The following is a 20,171-nucleotide window of genomic DNA, read 5'->3' on the forward strand; positions in this document are numbered from 1 at the left end:
GCTTATGTCTAGTATAGCAATTCCACATGCAGGCGATCATGGCCACGATGCTCATGAGCATCATCATGAAACGTTTCTGACTAAGTATATTTTTAGTCAGGATCATAAAATGATTGCTAAACAATTTTTAATTACGGGTATCATTATGGCTTTCTTTGCCATGTTTTTATCCATTTTATTTAGAATTCAGTTGGCCTGGCCTGAAAAGGATTTTCCAATTTTGGAAGTTTTTCTTGGTAAATGGGCTGAGGGTGGTAGAATAAGACCCGATTTTTTCCTTTCGTTGGTGACGATCCATGGAACAATCATGGTGTTCTTTGTGTTAACGGCAGGATTAAGTGGTACGTTTAGTAACTTACTGATTCCGTTGCAATTGGGGGCGCGTGATATGGCCTCCCCATTTATGAATATGCTTTCTTATTGGTTTTTCTTCTCGGCTTGTGTGGTGATGATTTCCTCTTTCTTTGTTGAAAGCGGGCCGGCAAGTGCAGGATGGACCATTTATCCGCCTTTATCGGCTTTGCCACAGGCGATCCCAGGGTCGGGAACAGGGATGTCTCTTTGGTTGGCTAGTATGGTATTGTTCATTGCTTCTCAGGTAATGGGAGGGATCAACTATATCAGTACGGTGTTAAATATGCGTACGAAGGGCATGAGCCTTTGGAGAATGCCATTGACTATATGGGCTGTGTTTTTGACGGCTATAGTCGGTCTGTTGTCATTCCCGGTATTGGTTTCGGCAGTGGTTCTCTTGATCTTCGATAGAAGCATGGGAACAAGTTTCTACCTGTCTGATATTATTATCGGAGGACAGATCCTACCGAATGAAGGTGGTAGCCCTATTTTATTCCAACACCTTTTCTGGTTCTTAGGTCACCCTGAAGTATATATTGTGTTAATGCCGGCATTAGGTTTAACGTCGGAAGTAATTGCTACCAATTCACGTAAGCCGATATTCGGTTACCATGCAATGGTATACTCGCTGATCGGTATTACGGTACTGTCCTTCATTGTATGGGGGCACCATATGTTCGTAACGGGTATGAACCCGTTCTTAGGTGGTGTGTTTATGATTACTACTTTGATTATTGCGGTACCATCAGCGGTTAAGACCTTTAACTACTTGGCAACCTTGTGGCGCGGTAATATCAAATTTACGCCTGCGATGTTATTTGCGATCGGATTAGTTTCATTCTTTATCTCAGGGGGGTTAACGGGTATTTTTTTGGGGAACTCTGCCTTGGATATTAACTTACATGATACCTATTTTGTTGTAGCTCACTTCCACTTGGTAATGGGATCAGCATCAATTTGCGGAATGCTTTGTGGGGTTTACCATTGGTATCCAAAGATGTTTGGCCGGATGATGAATGAGAAATTAGGTTACCTTCACTTTTGGATGACCTTTATTGGGGCTTACTTAGTGTTTTTCCCTATGCACTTTATGGGAATAGATGGCGTTCCACGTCGTTATTACTCTTTTACGAATTTCCCGTTCATGCAGGAATGGTTAACCGTTAATGTGTTTGTAACTTGGGCTGCTATTATTGCAGGATTCGGACAGGTAGCGTTTTTATTTAATTTCTTCTACTCTATTTGGTTTGGTAAGAAAGCATCGCAGAATCCATGGAATTCGAATACGCTGGAGTGGACAACACCGGTGGAACATTTACACGGAAACTGGCCTGGTGAGATTCCCACTGTTTATCGTTGGCCTTATGATTACAGCAAACCTGGGCATGACGAGGATTTTATCCCGCAAACCGTTCCTTTCTCAGAAACAATGAGTTCTAATTTGCCACATGATTTTGAGGGAGATGCTGCAGCTGAGCAAATTCAGCGCGAGTGGGATAAGGAACACGGTGTAGAAAGAGAATTACATCATTAATTGATTTGAATAAAGACATGGGGTATCTGCCTTAGCTTGTAAGCTGATCGGGTGCCCCATTTTGTGCTAAATGAGTGTTTATTTACCAGGTGAGAAGAGGTTTGTAGTAGTAAATAAAATTACTATTGTTTCACTCTTTTTGCTTATCCTGGCCGGTGGTGTTGTGCGAAGTACCGGGTCGGGAATGGGATGTCCGGATTGGCCAAAATGTTTTGACCAATACATACCACCGACAGATGAGTCTCAGTTACCGGAAGGGTACGAGCAAAAGTACATTGACAATCGGGCAAAAAAGAATGAGCGCTTTGCGAGGACATTGGATTTGTTTGGATTCGGTGCGTTGGCTGATGAGTTGAGAAATGACAAAAGCGTTTTGCAACACGAAAGGTTTAATGCTGCAAAGACGTGGACTGAATACATCAATAGACTAGTCGGCGCGGTAACCGGACTTTTTCTATTGTTGTGCGTAGTCTTTTCCACCGCTTTTTTGAAGAGTAAAAAGCGTATTTTTTATTTTAGTGTGCTCAATCTTTTCGTTGTATTTCTACAAGCTTGGCTTGGGTCTATCGTGGTATCCACTAATTTGTTGGCATGGGTAATTACGGTGCATATGTTATTAGCATTGGTGATATTGGCAATTAGTATCTATACCTATTTCCAAGCAAAAGTGCTAAGGGATAGTAGTCTGCTGATTAATAGAGGAAATAGATCTGCTAAATTGCTGGCTATCTTTGTACTGATTCTGATTGTGGTGCAGGTCATATTGGGCACTACTGTTCGGGAAGAAATTGATTTCATTGCTTCTTCCTCCGCTGACCGCAACGAATGGATCGCACAATTAAGTGACTATTTTAACTACCACCGAGATATAGCTATTGGCATTTTCGTTTTATGTCTGCTATTATTCTTTCTGGTTCGTACCCGATATGCACATAAAAGTGTACAAAGTGGAGTTGTTAACCTAATCGCTCTACTCGTTGTTTTACAGCTTGCTACTGGCTTTGTCCTCTCTTACTTGGGGGTTCCTGCCTATGCGCAAACGACACATCTGGTGTTAGCGAGTCTGTTATTTGGAGCTCAGTATTATCTGATGCTCTTGTTGGGGAAGACGAGCGAATACATAGGTCAGTAAATTGATTAAAGTGAAGGATTTTATAAGTGATTTAAAGCAGTTAATAAAAGTTCGACTTTCTTTTACAGTCGTATTTTCTGCATCAATTGCTTTTCTTGTTGGAAGCAGGGCGCAAGGAGATATCAATTGGTTAAATTGGGCCATTCTAACGATCGGAGGACTGTTGGTAACGGGTTCCGCTAATGGCTTTAATGAAATTATTGAACGAGATCTCGATAAATTGATGAAGAGAACGGCAGACAGGCCCCTACCTGCCGGTAGGATGACGTCAGGTCAAGCGCTTGTTTTAAGTTTATTGATGGGGTTAATTGGAACGCTTTTATTGGTTCGATTAAATTTCTTAACAGGCGTTCTATCGGTGTTCTCTATTTTAATGTATGCATTCTTTTACACACCCTTAAAGCAAAAATCGCCCATAGCCGTCTTTGTTGGTGCGTTTCCGGGGGCTTTACCCCCTCTTATTGGATATTTTGCGGCTTTTAAGGAACCGTTCATTGATGAAATACCGCTGATTTTATTTGGCATTCAGTTTGTATGGCAGTTCCCTCATTTCTGGAGTATTGCTTGGGTGCTTGATGAAGATTATAAGCGGGCGGGCTTCAGATTGCTGCCCACAACGAGAAAAGATACGATTAGTGCATTTATGGTTTTTTTATCTGCAGCACTCTTAATTCCCGTTTCTTTATTGCCTACCTGGTATGGCTTTGCAGGTTACACGCTTGCAGGCGTGTCACTTTTGGCCAGCCTCGTGTTTACTTATTTTGCATGGCAGCTATTTTTGAAGAAAGATTTGGCTTCGGCAAGGAAAGTAATGTTTACCTCTTTTTTTATACTGCCGTTGATGCAATTAGTGTTGTTGTTTGATTTTATTAAGATATGATAATGGTTCAACGAACGGATAATAATAATTATCTAACGTCTTTAAAGGCGAAGAAATTCTCTTTATACGTTTTTTTGGTGGTATCATTCATGCTTTTTGCTGCTTGGTCCAGCGGTTTTATTGTTTACTCCGCAGGTGGCGAAGATAAGGGCTTGAAAACGCTATTGCCAAATACGTTTATTTACAGTACGATCAGTATCGTGCTAAGTAGCCTTTGTATGCACATTGCTTATGGGGCTGCCAAGGTAGGCAACATCGTAAAACAACGATTATGGTTAGGACTGACCATATTGTTAGGGTGTTTGTTTTTCTTTTTGCAATATAATGCTTGGATGGAACTGGCAAGAAATGGCGTGATGTTTATTAACAACAATGCATCGCAGTCATTTATTTATGTCTTCGTTTGGGCGCACCAAGCACACATTTTTGCTGGTATTATTGTGCTATTAAATGCTTTTTTTAAAGCAAATAATGGCAACCCCTTAATTAAAAATCGTTTTAGAATGGAGCTTGCCACTATTTTTTGGCATTTTCTGGATATTCTATGGATATATATATATGTTTTCTTACTTTTGAATCAATAAAACTAATTAAATGAGTACTACTGTATCGCAATTAGATCAAGTGAAATCTGGACCATGGAATGGTGGTAGATCTCCTTTTGCCATGGAGTATGGCAAAATTATGATGTGGTTTTTCCTAGTGTCAGATGCCTTTACTTTCTCCGCCTTTTTGATTTATTATGGTGCACAACGTTTTTCCCAAGTGACATGGCCCAATCCGGATGATGTTTTTCAATCTATTCCGGGAATTGCCGATCATGGTTACCCGCTTGTATTTGTGGGAATTATGACATTTATACTGATCATGAGCTCGGTTACGATGGTTCTAGCGGTAGAAGCGGGGCATCGGAATGCAAAAAAGGAAGTGGTCGGTTGGATGATTGCTACGATCATAGGCGGTTTAATGTTTTTGGGCTGTCAAGCTTTAGAGTGGTCACATTTACACCATGAGGGATATTGGTGGGGAAGTATCCCAACGCATTACGAAGGGATCGATAAGCTGGGGGCACAGCAATTCGCCAATTTATTTTTTACCATTACCGGTTTTCATGGGTTCCACGTAACCACCGGTGTTATTATCAATATTATTATTCTTTTTATGACCATGGCAAATGTGTTTGAAAAAAGAGGTACTTATTTGATGATCGAGAAAGTTGGACTATACTGGCACTTCGTTGACCTAGTTTGGGTATTTGTATTCACTTTCTTCTATTTGGTTTAATTTTTATCTTTTACGACGATATACAAATGAGCGAACATCATTCACCGATTGAACATACGCATGAAGAGCATCATGCTGATATGTCTAAAAAGTTGATCTGGAAGGTTTTCTTTTATTTATTAGCAATTACCTGCCTCGAGTTTTTTATAGCATTGGCGTTGGTTTATCATGGACCCCTCGAAAAAGGTCCCTTGGTCAATTTCATTTATGTAGTACTGACTTTAGTGAAGGCCTATTATATTGTGGCCTATTTTATGCACTTGAAGTTTGAAAAAATGGGATTTATCGTGTCAACACTAATCGTTTTTGTCTTTATTATCTATTTTATTATTCTGTTATTGACAGAAGGTTCTTATCTGAATATACATTTAAACCATGTGTTTGGATAATATTGGTTTTGTTACGTCTTTCATGATAGATTGATTGGAGTGGTATATTGTACGGAATGAAAGATCAAAGAAAATCTTTTTCAATAAAAAAAATTGCAATCCTGGTAACCATATTGGCTTTACCGGGATTTTGTTATTATTTGCTGCAGGAAAAAGGAGAAAATCGTTATAAGTCATTGCCTTTTTACGGTGAAAAAAAATTGACCGGAACTTTTCATAGTAAACGGGGAAAGCAGATTCCGGATACCCTCTACCATGCTGCGAGGCCTTTTACTATGCTAAATAGTGATAGCACAGCAGTAACTTTTAAACCGGATAGTAGTGTGGCGATTGTCAGTTTTTTCTTTACGCGGAATCAAGAGCTGGCGACGGCGATCAATCAGAACATGCAACAGATTGCGAGACGGTTTGAAAATAATGAAATGGTCAAACTTTATTCCATTAGCATTGACCCATCGCTGGATGATCTCACTGCACTGAAGCAATACAAACAAAAATGGGGAAATTTTCAGCATTGGAATATGCTATGGCCTGCTAGCAAGAAAGAGGTTGAGGTGTTGGCAAAAGAGGACTTTCTCTTGGACGTTGTTTACAACCCAACTACGCATAGGCCTGTCACCCATAGCTCATCCATTGTGCTGCTGGATTCAGAACGAAGAATACGCGGGTATTATGATGCCTTGGTTAAAACCGATGTGGACCGATTGATTGATGAAATTAAGTTGTTATTAACAGAAGAGTTTCGAAATATAAGTGTAAGACAATATGAGTGATAAGGCTATTTTTAGACTGGTTTGGGCGGTTTCGGTTTTTGTTTTTGTAGTGGTTGCCCTATTACAAAGTGGATTGATCGCCTGGAAAGTTATACCGGATTGGGTTTTTTATCTGCCTAAAGTCAACGCCATGATAAACGGAACCTGTACCATTCTGCTGATCATTTCTTTTTTCTATATCAGGAAAGGAAATATTGGGATGCACAAAAAACTTAATATTATCACCTTCATACTTTCTTCTCTTTTTTTAGTACTGTATATTATTTATCACTCTACTGGGAATGAAGCAAAGTTTGGTGGACAAGGAATTATTCGTCCAATCTATTTCTTCATATTGATAACACATATCGTCCTATCCGCTATTGTGCTTCCGCTGGTGTTATTCAGTTTTTACCGAGGAATGAAGATGCAGGTCGCGAAGCACCGTAAATTAGTGCGTTGGAGTTTTCCTATTTGGTTATATGTCACCATTACCGGCGTAGTTGTATATCTGATGATGGCTCCTTACTACAACTAGTCTAAATAAGTTAAGGTAATGGATTAAGTGATTTTTAATACGTAAATTCGCTTTTTGTAAGGTAGGATCAATATACAGATGAAACCATCATGATTTGCCGGCCACGTAGTAAAATGAATAAATCGTGATAGCTTCATCACCTTAAAAGACAAATTATATACAGATGAAAAAGGTACTCAAAATAGTTGGATTGCTGCTTTTTTTAACGGTTGCGACAGTTAGTCCCATCAAGCAGCTTTACGCGCAATGCGCAATGTGTACTTTAAATGCAGATCAATCTGTGAAAGATGGAAATAGTCAGGGTAAAGGCTTAAACAAAGGAATCTTGTTTTTGCTCGCCATGCCTTATTTAGCAGTAGGGGTTGTGGGCTATATTTGGTATAAGAAATATCGAAGAAAGCAAGTGGATGTTAATTTTAAACATGATCCGATAAATCTGAACTAGTGTCTATGGAAACATGGCGGGTAGAAGTAAGATACGCGCGTTAATAGAAGCCCGATGTCCTCAGTGCAGAACCGGGAAGATGTTTATTGGTGGAACATATGGCTTTAAAAAACAGCGTACCAATGACATTTGTCCTTACTGTGGCTTAGAATTTGAAATTGAACCGGGGTACTTTTATGCGGCTATGTATGTAAGTTATGCCATGGCCGTCCTGGAAGTAATCACGATTGGGTTGACTACTTATCTGATTAGCAAAAGTGAATCCCCATGGCTTTATTCCATTGTACTATTCATAGCCGTGTTGATCCTGGCTCCTTTTAATTATCGCTATTCCAGGTTGATACTATTGTATTATCTCACACCCAAAATTAAATACAATCCGAAATATCAGCTTGATGACTGAAATAGATTGTTTCTTTATTTAGATGCTATGATACTTTTTAATAGAGCTTTTTGCTTAGTTGCTTTTACTGGTTTACTTTTAAGTGGATGCAAGGTGATGTCTCCAAGGGCCTATCAGGCCATGCTAAATGTGCAAGACTCGTTAGATCAAGGTTGGCGTGCTGCACAGATCAAGAACGATAATTTAGAAGACGAACTGGCCAAACTGAGGGCGGACACGTCTTCCTTGGGGAGAAAGTTGGCTTCTGCGGAAAGAAACCTGAACTCCAGCTCAAGTGAGGCTAAAGAATTAGCAGCTAATTTGGCAGAACGAGAAGAGCGATTGAAGGAAGTAGAAGCTGTTTTACGGAAACGTGAGGAGGCAGGTAATCTACTGAAAAATAAACTTCAACGGGCTTTGCTGGGATTTAAGGAAAGCGGATTGACAGTTGATATGCGCGAAGGGAAGGTGTACGTTTTACTGGCAGATAAGTTACTTTTTTCTTCTGGAAGTATTATAATTGATCAACGCGGAAAGCAGGCTTTAGGAGAATTAGCTAAAGTTTTAAATACGCAGCCCGAGATTCATATGGCGGTTGAAGGACATACGGACAACCAAAAGGTAAGAAGCCTCGGGCAAATAAAAGATAATTGGGATTTGAGTGTTTTACGCTCGACCTCCGTGGTGAGATATTTAACCGAAGAAGAAGGGGTCGATCCCAGGCGATTAATAGCAACAGGAAAGGGGGAGTTTACACCCATTGATACAACGGATACGCCGGAAGCTAGAAGCGCCAATAGAAGAATCGAAATCGTTCTTTCGCCCAAGTTGGATGAACTCTATGAATTGATAAGATAGTAGGTAGGTAAGTAGAGAAATAGCTGAGTAGGCTAATAACTACTCAACTACTTTTAATTACCCAACTAAAAAGGATTATTAATATCAGCGAGTAACGGCAGCTGTAAGTCTTTTTCCGATAAAACGAGGTCTTCCTGCGACAAGGGCCATTGGATGTTAAAAGTGGGGTCATTATAACGGACACCAATTTCATTTGCTTTATCATACTTACCGGTTACTTTATAACAAAAAATCGTCTGTTCTTCGAGCGCGACGAAGCCGTGTAAAAAACCTACGGGAATCCAAAGCATTTTAGCATTAGCCTCGCTAAGTTCAATATGAAAAGTCTGTCCAAAAGTAAATGAATCTTTTCTGACATCCACGGCGACATCAATTACACTTCCTTTGATTACTCTTACGAGTTTTCCTTGTGCGTGGGGTCCGGCTTGTGCATGTAGGCCACGAAGAGCGCCCTTACAGGATACTGACTGATTATCTTGGACGAATTTTTCGTCAATACCATTTTCCTTAAATAATTGCTCGTTATAAGTTTCGAAAAATTGCCCGCGGTTATCTTCCCAAATTTTCGGTTCAATAATAACTAAACCTTCGATCGGTGTTTTTACAAAGTTCATATATTTATTTAGTGTATAGCTTAAATTCGTTTCGTTATCTGCTTAATCGATATACTCCATAAGCGTGTCAAATAGAAAAAGATGTCCATAAAAATCCTCTTGCATCTTCTTTTGTAAAATAGTAAACAGTGATTCTTTGAACTTTAGTATGTCATCTTGATTATTTGTTAATAATTGTAGGCTTAACGAATGGCCTTCATTTGGTGAATCCAGAATTCTTAAAAGCCTGATTTCTTCAAAAGACGACTGTGCTTTCACCATGGGGATATAGTCATTTTTAAGCCAATTTGTATACGCTGAAACCTTTTGATCGGAAATAATATGCGTAATATTAAATAAAATCATGCGGCTAAGATAAGAATCCTTTGTCATTAATATTGATTTTGTTCTTGCTTTGGTTTGATCCAAAAAGAAGCCATACTTCTCAGTTTGGTTTTTTCATCTAAGGAAAAGAATAACCCATCTTATTGAGCGCGAAATGCTTTTGCCACAGAGCGAAAAGATTGTACTTTAAATGTTACGAGTAAGGTTTGAAAAAAAATGCTTCTTTTGCTAACTTAACCGTAAATAGTTGGGCATACAAACCTTTTGGATGCCTGGGATGAATAAATAATTGGGTACAAAAAGAGGTGGGCATACATGCGGATTTTTACTCCTATCGTCGCTGTGTTTTTTCTTTTGAGTCTTTGTGCTTGCAATAATTTTGCAGATAAAGAAGAAATACCGGTGGAAAGTTTTTTTATGAAATCACTGAAAGCTAACTTTCAGATTTCACCGAACGGAAAGTATATTGCTTTCTTGCAGTCGTATAAAGGAGTTCAAAATATCTATTTAACAACTTGGAATAATACCGAACCTAGACGAATTACCACAGAGACGGATAAAAATATCGCTAATTACTTTTGGGCAGATGATGAGGAATTGGTTTTTTGGAAAGAGCGCTCAAAAGATGATAATCTAAATATTTATGCGGTAAATAGAACGTCGTTGTCCGTCCGAAACCTCATAACACCCGAACCAATGCGTTTTAGATGGGTAAGTCAACAAGTAAATAACGACGAATTATTAATTTCTCTGAATAAACGGGACTCTTCTGTTTTTGATGTTTATCGTTTAAATCTTCATAACTGTCACTTAAAAATGGTGGCAAAAAACCCGGGTAATATTAGTAATTGGTTTGCCGATCTCGATGGAAAAGTGCGTTTAGCGATCGCTAGCGACGGCGTCAATGAAACATTGCTTTATCGGGGTGATGAGGGAAGTGGATTTAAACAGGTCTTTGAGAATAATTTTAAAACGACGGTAAAACCCTTAAGATTTATAGAGGGAAAAACCAATCATATATATGCCCTGTCAAATATCAACCGGGATAAGCAAGCGCTGGTTATCATCGATCTCGACAAGGGAGAAGAAATTAAAACGATCTATGTACATCCCGAAGTAGATATTGATAATATACGTTTCTCCTCCGTTGCTAAAGGGCTTGCATATGCTGAATATGATACATGGAAACCGGAACGATATTATTTTAATAAGAAGATAAAGGCAGTCCACGAAGATTTGACGCGACGATTAAATGGATATTGGATGCGTGTGATCGATAAGAATGACGCGGAAACCAGGTTCATTATACGGACCTATGCTGATAATGATCCAGGTGCCATTTATTTATACAGTATTCAGGATGATCACTTAACGAAATTAGCCGACATTAATCCCGCATTGAACGGGATAAAATTGTGCAAAATGGATTCTATTCGTTACGATGCACGCGATGGTATGACGGTTAACGGTTATTTAACGCTTCCGCATCGGTTAAAAAAACAAAATTTGCCGCTTATCGTTATCCCTCATAATGGACCTTCTGCACGAAACGTTTGGGAGTACAACAGCGAAGTTCAGTTTCTGGCTAATCGCGGATATGCTGTTTTTCAACCGAATTATAGAGGATCAACAGGCTATGGTAAAGCGTTTTGGTCAGCAGGTTTTGGCGAATGGGGTGGAAAAATACAAGAGGATATTGCCGACGGTGTAAAGTATTTGATCGAGAAAAAGATTGCTGATCCTAAGCGAATTGGCATTTTTGGATATAGTTTCGGTGGATTTTGTGCATTATATGGAGCTTGTTTTCATAACGACTTGTATACATGCGCCGCTTCTTATTCAGGGATAACAAATCTATTCACCTATTTAAAAGAAATCCCTCCGTATTATAAGCCTTATTTGCAAATGTATTATGAAATTATTGGTAACCCGGAGAAACAAGCAGACTATTTTCGCGCGGTATCCCCTGTTTTCCATACAGACAAAATAAAAGGGCCTATTTTTATTGCACAGGGAGGAAAGGATGAGCGTGGTAATGTGAACGAGACCAATCAAATGGTGCGCGACCTGAAGGGAAAAAATATTAATATAACTTATTTCTTGAAGGAAAAAGAAGGACATTATTTTAAAGACGAACAGGCACGTTTAGCTTTTTATCAACAACTCGAAGCTTTTTTTGCCAACAATTTGGGCGCTAACTAATCGGTTTATCGGTATCATATATGCCACATCATAACCATTATAGGAAAAACTACTGGCTTATTATCACATTTGCTGTACTGGCATCGCTATTATTTATCATCGCTTTGGGTTTCGCAAAAAAGTATGCACGGAAACTTGTTGAAAACGAGTTTGTTGGGAAAAAGATAGATGTGCTGGATAAAAATATAGAATCCTATAATGACCTTTTCTTTAATAAAATACCAGAGGTATCCTTTTATCAGGGGTATCTCGACTCCAACTCTGCCTTCATTTATGCAGACTCCATACTAAAAAAGTATGCCTTTGTGAAACGCATTTTGTTCTTCGATGCTTACGTGAGTCACACGAGGGCGGGGTTGGGAATATCACCGCGAGCTGTTTATCAATTTAAAAGAGATTGTCCGAAAAGTCAGGTACTGTATCGCGCGAATTCAGATGAGAAATTAAATATTCGCATTGCTGATGATTTTAATGGCATGGCAGCTAGGCTTGCCAGCTTTATTGATATTGCTGATACATCGCGAAGCGTGAATAACGATGAAATAAATCAGTTCTTTTATGCGGTTATTCCAGAAAAAATAACCTATATGAATATCCCTCGCAAGGAGGATATCAAAGCATACAAACAGTTCGTTGAAAAAGACATAGATAACCATTCGATTTATGAGCAGGATATCGTGAGCTATTATATAGAGCCACAGGATGTAAAACTTGAAAATAACCACCCTGAGCTTTATGAAAAGATAGAAATAAAACCGCTATTTTATTCGACCCTTGATACTGACCCTGATCTGCTGACAACGGAGAGCCCTCTACCCGGTGCACTTGCTTCTTATAAAATCTACTTCAGTTCCAATCGGAATTTTTTAACCAACGAGGTCAATAGGCGCTTTATGCCCTTGGCGCTAATGATTTCATTAGGCTATTTGGTATTATTTGTTATCGGATACTTGATCTATCGAAATATCAGTTTTAATAATAAAATGTTTAAGTTGCAGTATGATTTTGTTAATAACCTTACCCATGAATTTAAAACACCGGTAAGTGTTATTAAAATAGCCGGAAACAATATTCGAAGCGCAAAAGATTTAAAGGAGGATACCAGAAAGTTATATGGTAAGATATTAGATGAAGAGGCAGATAAGCTAAATAATCTGTTGAATACTTTGTTGTCATTTACACAAATAGAAAATAAATCGATTAAACTAACGTATGAAAAGATTAATCTAAAGGAATTTTGTGAAAAAATCGTAAGTAGCTATCAGTTAAAATATCCCGATTTTGATTTGCGTTATGAGCTTAGTGATGTATTAACCCTCCGCACGGATGGTGTTTTACTCGGTAGCGTATTTCAGAATTTAATAGACAACGCGTATAAATATTCTGAGGAAGGAAGTAAATCATTAAAAATCACAATTTTTAGACAAAAAAAGCAAATAATGTTTAAGTTTGTTGATAAGGGAATAGGAATTCCAAAAGGTGAACTTATAAATATATTTAAGAAGTTTTATAGGGTAAAAAGTCAGTATAACCAACAAGGCAGTGTCGGTTTAGGTTTGGCATTTTGTAAAGAATTGTTGAATTTTATGGATGGTGATATCCAAGTAAAAAGTATCATAGGGAAGGGGTCAACTTTTTTGGTAACACTGCCATATGTACATTAATTAGACGAACAGCACAGAAGTAAAACTATGCAAAAAAACACTAAAATTGCTGTAATAGAAGATGATGAAAACCTTCGTTTTTTGGTTGTTCATCGATTAGAATCAGAGCATTACCAAGTGATACAAGCCTCGAATGGGCGAGATGCGGAAACGCTGATATTAAATGAAAAACCGGACATCGTATTGTTAGACTGGATGTTGCCTGAAAAACAGGGATCGGAGGTCTGTGCAAATTTACGAAGAGCCGGCTTTAATAATCTTATCATCATGATGACGGCGAAATCGCAGGATGTTGATAAAATAGATGCCTATAGCTTTGGTGTTTCGGATTACATAACCAAGCCGTTCAATATGGATGTGTTAGTGGCCATGATCGAAAATAAAGTCAAATTTTTTGTTAATAACGCGAACGACACCTTATATTTTGGCAACACGGAACATCATCCAAATACGCACTCACTAATTAGAGATGGGAAAAAAATAGAGTTGACTATTCTTGAAAATCGGATTCTACTTTATTTTCTACAAAATGTGAATCGAGTGATTAGCAGAGATGAGCTCATGCAGGTGGTATGGGGTTACAGTTCCAACGTAAATACCCGTACATTAGATATGCACATCGTACGTTTACGAAAAAAGATTGAAGTTAACCCTGATAAGCCCTATCATTTACAAACAGTGCGAGGAATGGGTTATAAATTTGTAGCTGATCGAACCTAGTTGTTAATCACTGTTAAACGATGTAGTGAATTTGTTTTTTTAAGAAAAAGAAGTTAACTTCGTTGATAACTCAGCAAGACCACGCTTGGTAATAAGGCGTGGTCTTGCTTGTTTTTTATATGGAACCTTAAAGTATTATTTTTATGGCAGAAGTAACATATTATAGCAAAGAAGGATTGGAAAAGTTGAAAGAGGAACTTCAGTACCTGAAAACGGAAGGAAGGGCCTCCATAGCGAAGGCTATTGCGGAAGCAAGAGATAAGGGCGACTTGTCTGAGAATGCGGAGTACGACGCCGCTAAGGAAGCGCAAGGGCTTCATGAAGCCAAGATAGCGAAGCTGGAAGAAGTTTTGGCTAACGCGCGGTTAATCGATGAGTCTAAACTGGATGTGACCAAAGTGCTCGCGCTCTCCATTGTCAAATTGAAAAATACAAAAAATGGTGCGATTATGACTTACCAGTTGGTTTCGGAAACGGAAGCGGATCTTAAATCCGGAAAAATTTCCGTAAAATCGCCCATAGCCCAGGGGTTATTAGGTAAATCGGTGGGAGATAGGGCTGAAATAGAAGTTCCTGCAGGTAAAATCGAGCTGGAAATATTAGAGATCTCGAGATAAATGTGAAGCGGTTATGTGCGGTTGCTGCCATAACCGCTTACATGACGCTAACGGTGGGTTAAGTTGTTAGATTTATGCTTTTTTAATTTTTAATTTTTACTTCCTTGTATTATGTCATCTTTGTTTTCGAAAATCGTATCAGGTGAGATTCCGGCACATAAAGTGGCTGAATCGAATGATTTTTTAGCTTTCTTAGATATTAACCCTTTAGCCGAAGGACATGTACTGGTAATACCCAAGAAGGAAACAGATTATATCTTCGATATGGAAGACGATGAGTACATTGGAATCTGGATGTTTGCAAAAATTGTGGCGTCGGCCATTAAGATAGCGTTTCCATGCGAAAAGGTTGGTGTTGCTGTTATTGGCCTGGAAGTACCTCATGTACATATCCATCTAGTACCTATCAACCATGTAGGAGATATCAACTTCTCAAAAGAAAAATTGCAACTGAGTAATGAACAACTCACCGAACATGCAGAACGTATTCGACAGGAATTGGCAAAGTTAACGAGTAATTCCTAGTTTGGGAAGCACCCTATTTTAATCGATGGGTGTTTTCTTTTATAAAAGCTTCCCAGCCTGTGTAACTCTTCTTTCCCATGTTTACACCGTTTCCCTGAAAGGCATGGCATACTGCTACGGCTAAACCATCCGTTGCATCCAAAAATTGGGGACTCTCTTGGAAGTTTAATAAATTCTTCAACATGGAAGCAACCTGCTCCTTGGAAGCACTACCATTACCGGTTACCGATTGTTTGATTTTCCGTGGGGCATATTCCGCTATTTCAATGCTTTTGGCAAGTGCAGCTGCCATCGCAACACCCTGCGCTCTTCCTAATTTTAAAATGACCTGAATATTTTTGCCATAAAAGGGTTCTTCCAAGGCCATACAATCCGGATGGTATTGGTCAATTAATGAGCTGATCTTTTCGAAGATCCGTTGCAGTTTCAGCGCCTGATTATCCAAATGATCCAATTTGACAATACCTAAGCTTAATAAACTAAGTTGTTTCCCTTTTTCCTTAATTAAGCCATAGCCCATCACTTTCGTGCCAGGATCGATACCCAAAATAATGCGCTCTTTTAAATCGCTCTGCAACATGTCACAATATTACGATTTTTATTGTCATAAAAAGAGTTGGGAGTTCTTTCCACCTTTGTATGTTATAATTTATTTAAGTTTTCTTAACATTGCAAAAAAAGAATACCATTGAGTACAAAGTGGAAAAAAGTAATAAGTATTGGTATTAAAGTATCCGTACTCTTATTGACGATATGGTTCGTATATAAGAAATTAAGCGATAATAAAAATCTATATGAGTTTAAGCGCTTAATTGGGAAGTTGGATACGGAGTTGTTGTTGGTTACCGTTTTTTCGCTGTTCATTTTAATGCTTGTCAATTGGTCCTTAGAATGTGTTAAATGGCAATATCTTTGTCGCCCCATTCAAAAAATTTCTTTTATCAAAGCTTTTGAATCCGTTTTTTGCGGTTTGAGCTGGGCTATTTTTACGCCAAATAGGATCGGTGAATATGGCGGACGCGTCTTGTTCTTAAAACCGCGCAAACGTATGTTCGGTGTATTAGCCATGGGGGTTGGTGCTTTTGCTCAACTCGTTATTACAAATATGATGGGAGCGATAGCCCTCGTGTGGTTTATTGGTAACTATAAACGTCCCTCTTTATACTTGCTTGTAATGCTCTGCCTGATAGCCTTGGTTTTTGTAATACTGATGTTGATTTTATACTTTAGAATCAAATTGCTCAACAGCTTTATTAAAAGGATCAAGTGGCTGACGAAAATACAGCGTTTCTTCACCTTGTTGGAGCGATATGATGTGCGAGAATTGAGACACGTTTTTATGATATCGTCACTTCGATACCTCGTATTTACATCGCAATATGTGCTGGTGATGCATATGCTTATTCCGATGATACCGACGGGACCCATGGTTTTTCTGATTTTTTTATTGTTTTTTATTCAATCTGCCATGCCTTCGTTAGATTTGTTGGATGTGGGTGTGCGAAGCGTAACAGCAGGATATCTTTTTGCATTTATAACGACGCAGGAATTGGCCGTGATGGCTTCTGCTGCATCCATTTGGTTTATTAATCTGATTATTCCGGCCATGATAGGTTCGGTATTTGTTTTTAAAATTAATTTCTTTGGCAATTCAAATCATTAGTGGAATCACCATCATACTGTGTCTGTATTATGGCTATATTGTGCTTAACCTCTTAAAAGGATGGAAACAACTGCCAAGCCATGTGATCAGCAATGAACCTATCTTTAAGACATCGGTGAGTGTGCTGATTGCGGCTAGAAACGAAGAACGAAATATTGCAAAAACAATCGACAGTATATTGAAGCAGCATTATCCGAGCGAATTGATGGAAGTCATTATTGTCAATGATCATTCTACGGATGGAACGGCTGATATTATCGCATCATACGGAAATCAGGGCGTGAAACTGATTGAATTAAATGAGCATGAAAAATTAAATTCCTACAAAAAGAAGGCAATCAGTAAGGCAATCGCTAACGCCAAAGGAGAACTCATGGTCGCAACGGATGCCGATTGTGTTATGGGGCCGAATTGGTTATGTGCTATCGTGAGTTTATATGAAGAAAAGAACTATAAACTGATTTCTTCTCCCGTGATTTATCACGAAGAGAAGAGTTATTTCGAAAAGTTGCAAACCCTAGAATTCCTATATTTAATAGGTTTAGGTGCGGCGTCTATTGGTCTACGTAAGCCATCTACATGCAATGGTGCTAATTTAGCCTATCGTCGAGATGTATTTTATGAATTGGGTGGATTTAACGGAATCGACGATTTGGCCAGCGGAGATGATGAGCTGTTTTTACATAGAGTGGCACAAAAATATCCCTTAAGCATTGGCTTCTGTAAGTCGCGAGATGCCATTGTTTATACAGAAGCCAAAGAAAATCTGCAAGAATTTATTAGACAGCGAAGGCGCTGGGCTTCTAAAAGTACAAAATATAAAAACAAAAAGATCGTGCTGTTGGGTGTTGCTATATGGATATTTAATCTTGCCATTTTGGTAAGCGCGTTACTGGGGATTTTCTTTCCAAGCCTATTCGTATGCTTTGGATTTGTCCTGCTGGCGAAGATATTGATTGAGCTTTTGTTTTTGATGCCTATTACAACCTTTGCTTCTCGGAGTCACTTGTTAGTTGGCTTACCTTTACTTAGCTTCTTGCATCTTTTTTACATTATTTACATCGGTATTGCCGGTAATACAGGAAAGTATTATTGGAAAGGACGGAAGGTTAAATAGGATTAGCAATTATTTTATTTCGAATAGCCTCTTCCGCTGCTTTGACTACTTCTTCTGCGGTACGTCCTTCCGCATGGATGGGCTCGAGCACTTCCCAACTCATGGAAGTGAAGGCACGTAATGGAAACGAACCGTATTGAACCATTTTCCACGAATTGTTAATCGCGACAGGTACGACCAGTGCATGGGGTACTTTTTTGAGAATGGTAGCGATACCCCCAACCGCAAAGGGTTTCATAATACCTGTTTTGGATCGGGTTCCTTCTGGAAAAATAACAGTAGACCAATTCTTGTCGTTCATGCTTTTTGCCAGCTTCAATATCTCTGCGATAGATTGCTTGGGATCGCTCCTGTCAATGTTGGCTGCACCACCGTGCTTAAGATTAAATGATATACTAGGGATGCCACTAGCCAACTCAATTTTTGAGATGAACTTAGCATGATATTTCCGCAAGAAGTAAATGAGTGGTGGGATATCGTACATGCTTTGATGGTTGGCAATAAAGATGATGGGATGGGCCGTTGGCAAATGCTGATGATTGACGAAGCGTACCCTATTTCCTAAAAGATAATAGCTGCTTGTAAGAAACCAGTTCAGGATATCGACAGATCTTTTGTGCGTTTCGTATCCGCCCAGTTTGAGGCAGATCCATTGAATAGGGTGGAAGATGACAAGAATAAGGCCGAAGTAAAGGTAATGGAATGGCGTCAAAATATATCCAAAAAATTTATTCATATGTAAATAATCTGTTTTTTTAAGCAGCTCCAAATAGGTCTTTGCAATGCCAACAAAAATAAATATTTTTATAAAGGTACAGAATAAAAAAAGCCCGGCATACTGCCGAGCTCAAATAGGATTGTCGATATATTATAGGTTAAAAGCATGTTTTACCTGTTCAATATGATCTAGTTTTTCCCAGGTAAAAAGTTCTACTGCTACTGTTTTTACTTCTCCAACCGAATTTTCGAATGTCTTGTTCACGGTAATAGACTTACGTCCCATATGGCCATATGCAGCAGTTTCCGAATAAATGGGATTCCGTAATTTTAGTCTCGTTTCGATTCCATAGGGCGTTAAATCAAATAACTTAGCTATTTTTTCCGCAATTTGACCGTCCGTTAAAGCAACGTTGCTTTTACCATAGGTATTAACATAAATACCCATCGGATGTTTTACGCCGATCGCGTAAGAAAGCTGTACCAATATTTCGTCTGCCACCCCTGCAGCTACTAGGTTCTTTGCAATATGTCGGGCAGCATAAGCTGCCGAGCGATCTACCTTTGATGGGTCTTTACCGGAGAAGGCGCCACCGCCATGCCCACCTTTGCCACCATAAGTGTCTACGATAATTTTTCTTCCGGTTAAACCGGTATCCCCATGCGGACCACCAATTACAAATTTGCCGGTGGGGTTGATGTGGTAGGTGATGTTTTCATCAAATAATTGCTGTAACGCTGGTGTAAGTTGCGCTTTTACACGAGGAATCAACAAATGGATTATATCATGTTTGATCTTAGCGAGCATTAGCTCTTCTTCATCAAAATCGTCATGTTGCGTGGATACCACAATGGTATCAATGCGCAAGGGACTATGGTCATCATTATATGCAATAGTTACCTGGGCTTTGGCATCTGGACGTAAATAGGTGATATCTTTATTTTCCCTCCGAAGAGCAGCCAATTCCAAGAGCAGTTTATGCGAGAGATCCAATGCCAATGGCATTAAGTTTTCCGTTTCTTTGTTCGCATATCCGAACATAATGCCTTGGTCTCCAGCCCCCTGGTCCTGTTTCTCTTTACGGTCGACACCCTGATTGATGTCTGCTGACTGCTCGTGTATAGCCGATAGAATTCCGCATGAATTGGCCTCGAACATATAAGCTGATCGGGTATAGCCAATCTTTTCAATAACCGATCGCGTAATTTTTTGAACGTCTAAATAGGTGTTTGATTTAACTTCCCCTGCTAATACAACTTGTCCGGTCGTCACTAAGGTTTCGATGGCTACGCGTGCATCGGGATCCCAGGCAAGAAAGTTGTCAATAAGTGCATCTGAAATTTGATCTGCAATTTTATCTGGATGTCCTTCGGAAACGGATTCTGAAGTGAATAAGTATGGCATAAATGTATTTTTTCAAAGATTTTTACCTAATATTATCTATCTTGTAAAATGCTTG

General features: G+C 39.0%; 23 protein-coding genes. 18 read left to right on the forward strand and 5 right to left on the reverse strand.

Going from position 1 to position 20,171, the window contains the following annotated elements:
* Positions 1 to 4 precede the first annotated feature (4 nt).
* The 11 genes from RYH73_RS04940 (at position 5) to RYH73_RS04990 (ending at position 8,548) form a co-directional block, all read left to right on the forward strand.
* Positions 5 to 1,888, forward strand: coding sequence for a cytochrome c oxidase subunit I (locus tag RYH73_RS04940; protein ID WP_335312276.1), 1,884 nt, complete (start codon positions 5 to 7; stop codon positions 1,886 to 1,888).
* A gap of 70 nt (positions 1,889 to 1,958) precedes the next feature.
* Positions 1,959 to 3,020: a COX15/CtaA family protein gene (locus RYH73_RS04945; protein WP_335312277.1), complete on the forward strand. Its 1,062-nt coding sequence runs from the start codon at positions 1,959 to 1,961 to the stop codon at positions 3,018 to 3,020.
* Between the two features lie 10 nt (positions 3,021 to 3,030).
* The gene (cyoE, locus tag RYH73_RS04950; RefSeq protein WP_335312278.1) at positions 3,031 to 3,900 is read left to right on the forward strand and encodes a heme o synthase; all 870 of its coding nucleotides are present in this window, start codon (positions 3,031 to 3,033) and stop codon (positions 3,898 to 3,900) included.
* Complete coding sequence (locus RYH73_RS04955; RefSeq protein ID WP_335312279.1) at positions 3,897 to 4,484, forward strand: cytochrome c oxidase subunit 3; 588 nt, start codon at positions 3,897 to 3,899, stop codon at positions 4,482 to 4,484. The genes cyoE and RYH73_RS04955 overlap by 4 nt, the downstream gene beginning before the upstream one ends.
* A 10-nt stretch (positions 4,485 to 4,494) precedes the next feature.
* On the forward strand, positions 4,495 to 5,184 hold the full coding sequence (locus tag RYH73_RS04960) for a cytochrome c oxidase subunit 3 (RefSeq protein WP_335312280.1): 690 nt from the start codon (positions 4,495 to 4,497) through the stop codon (positions 5,182 to 5,184).
* A gap of 26 nt (positions 5,185 to 5,210) precedes the next feature.
* Positions 5,211 to 5,573: a cytochrome C oxidase subunit IV family protein gene (locus RYH73_RS04965; protein ID WP_335312281.1), complete on the forward strand. Its 363-nt coding sequence runs from the start codon at positions 5,211 to 5,213 to the stop codon at positions 5,571 to 5,573.
* Positions 5,574 to 5,629: 56 nt separating this feature from the next.
* Complete coding sequence (locus RYH73_RS04970) at positions 5,630 to 6,346, forward strand: SCO family protein (RefSeq protein ID WP_335312282.1); 717 nt, start codon at positions 5,630 to 5,632, stop codon at positions 6,344 to 6,346.
* Complete coding sequence (locus tag RYH73_RS04975; protein ID WP_335312283.1) at positions 6,339 to 6,863, forward strand: DUF420 domain-containing protein; 525 nt, start codon at positions 6,339 to 6,341, stop codon at positions 6,861 to 6,863. Before RYH73_RS04970 ends, RYH73_RS04975 begins: the two co-directional genes overlap by 8 nt.
* 163 nt (positions 6,864 to 7,026) lie before the next feature.
* Positions 7,027 to 7,308 carry a hypothetical protein gene (locus RYH73_RS04980; protein WP_335312284.1) on the forward strand — a complete coding sequence of 94 codons (282 nt, stop codon included), beginning with the start codon at positions 7,027 to 7,029 and terminating at the stop codon, positions 7,306 to 7,308.
* Positions 7,309 to 7,321: 13 nt separating this feature from the next.
* Positions 7,322 to 7,711: a DUF983 domain-containing protein gene (locus tag RYH73_RS04985; protein WP_335312285.1), complete on the forward strand. Its 390-nt coding sequence runs from the start codon at positions 7,322 to 7,324 to the stop codon at positions 7,709 to 7,711.
* Between the two features lie 27 nt (positions 7,712 to 7,738).
* Positions 7,739 to 8,548 carry an OmpA/MotB family protein gene (locus tag RYH73_RS04990; RefSeq protein ID WP_335312286.1) on the forward strand — a complete coding sequence of 270 codons (810 nt, stop codon included), beginning with the start codon at positions 7,739 to 7,741 and terminating at the stop codon, positions 8,546 to 8,548.
* 65 nt (positions 8,549 to 8,613) lie between these two features.
* On the opposite strand, the gene rfbC is transcribed toward RYH73_RS04990, so the two are convergent.
* A complete protein-coding gene (gene rfbC, locus RYH73_RS04995; RefSeq protein ID WP_335312287.1) occupies positions 8,614 to 9,162 on the reverse strand; it encodes a dTDP-4-dehydrorhamnose 3,5-epimerase in 549 nt (182 codons plus the stop codon).
* A 42-nt stretch (positions 9,163 to 9,204) separates the two neighbouring features.
* Entirely contained in the window at positions 9,205 to 9,534 is a 330-nt protein-coding gene (locus RYH73_RS05000; RefSeq protein ID WP_335312288.1) for a DUF4286 family protein, read from the reverse strand.
* A gap of 369 nt (positions 9,535 to 9,903) precedes the next feature.
* Between RYH73_RS05000 and RYH73_RS05005 the strand changes: the two genes are divergently transcribed.
* The 5 genes from RYH73_RS05005 (at position 9,904) to RYH73_RS05025 (ending at position 15,214) form a co-directional block, all read left to right on the forward strand.
* Positions 9,904 to 11,688 carry a S9 family peptidase gene (locus RYH73_RS05005; RefSeq protein WP_335312289.1) on the forward strand — a complete coding sequence of 595 codons (1,785 nt, stop codon included), beginning with the start codon at positions 9,904 to 9,906 and terminating at the stop codon, positions 11,686 to 11,688.
* Positions 11,689 to 11,708: 20 nt separating this feature from the next.
* A complete protein-coding gene (locus RYH73_RS05010) occupies positions 11,709 to 13,352 on the forward strand; it encodes a sensor histidine kinase (RefSeq protein WP_335312290.1) in 1,644 nt (547 codons plus the stop codon).
* A 27-nt stretch (positions 13,353 to 13,379) separates the two neighbouring features.
* Complete coding sequence (locus RYH73_RS05015; RefSeq protein WP_335312291.1) at positions 13,380 to 14,072, forward strand: response regulator transcription factor; 693 nt, start codon at positions 13,380 to 13,382, stop codon at positions 14,070 to 14,072.
* A gap of 143 nt (positions 14,073 to 14,215) precedes the next feature.
* Positions 14,216 to 14,689, forward strand: a complete 474-nt coding sequence (greA, locus tag RYH73_RS05020; RefSeq protein ID WP_335312292.1) for a transcription elongation factor GreA — start codon at positions 14,216 to 14,218, stop codon at positions 14,687 to 14,689.
* A gap of 111 nt (positions 14,690 to 14,800) precedes the next feature.
* Entirely contained in the window at positions 14,801 to 15,214 is a 414-nt protein-coding gene (locus RYH73_RS05025; RefSeq protein WP_335312293.1) for an HIT family protein, read from the forward strand.
* Positions 15,215 to 15,227: 13 nt separating this feature from the next.
* Here RYH73_RS05025 and ruvC read toward each other — a convergent pair whose 3' ends face one another.
* On the reverse strand, positions 15,228 to 15,794 hold the full coding sequence (ruvC, locus tag RYH73_RS05030; protein WP_335312294.1) for a crossover junction endodeoxyribonuclease RuvC: 567 nt from the start codon (positions 15,792 to 15,794) through the stop codon (positions 15,228 to 15,230).
* A 108-nt stretch (positions 15,795 to 15,902) separates the two neighbouring features.
* Here ruvC and RYH73_RS05035 point away from each other — a divergent pair, with 108 nt between their 5' ends.
* Positions 15,903 to 16,877 carry a lysylphosphatidylglycerol synthase domain-containing protein gene (locus RYH73_RS05035; protein ID WP_335312295.1) on the forward strand — a complete coding sequence of 325 codons (975 nt, stop codon included), beginning with the start codon at positions 15,903 to 15,905 and terminating at the stop codon, positions 16,875 to 16,877.
* Positions 16,858 to 17,994, forward strand: coding sequence for a glycosyltransferase family 2 protein (locus RYH73_RS05040; RefSeq protein WP_335312296.1), 1,137 nt, complete (start codon positions 16,858 to 16,860; stop codon positions 17,992 to 17,994). The genes RYH73_RS05035 and RYH73_RS05040 overlap by 20 nt, the downstream gene beginning before the upstream one ends.
* Here RYH73_RS05040 and RYH73_RS05045 read toward each other — a convergent pair.
* Both RYH73_RS05045 and metK read right to left on the reverse strand, forming a co-directional pair.
* A complete protein-coding gene (locus RYH73_RS05045) occupies positions 17,987 to 18,730 on the reverse strand; it encodes a lysophospholipid acyltransferase family protein (protein WP_335312297.1) in 744 nt (247 codons plus the stop codon). The genes RYH73_RS05040 and RYH73_RS05045 overlap by 8 nt on opposite strands.
* 132 nt (positions 18,731 to 18,862) lie before the next feature.
* Positions 18,863 to 20,116, reverse strand: a complete 1,254-nt coding sequence (gene metK / locus RYH73_RS05050) for a methionine adenosyltransferase (protein WP_335312298.1) — start codon at positions 20,114 to 20,116, stop codon at positions 18,863 to 18,865.
* Positions 20,117 to 20,171 lie beyond the last annotated feature (55 nt).

The organism is Olivibacter sp. CPCC 100613 (genome assembly GCF_036959255.1).
In the GTDB taxonomy this organism is placed as follows: Bacteria; Bacteroidota; Bacteroidia; order Sphingobacteriales; family Sphingobacteriaceae; genus Olivibacter.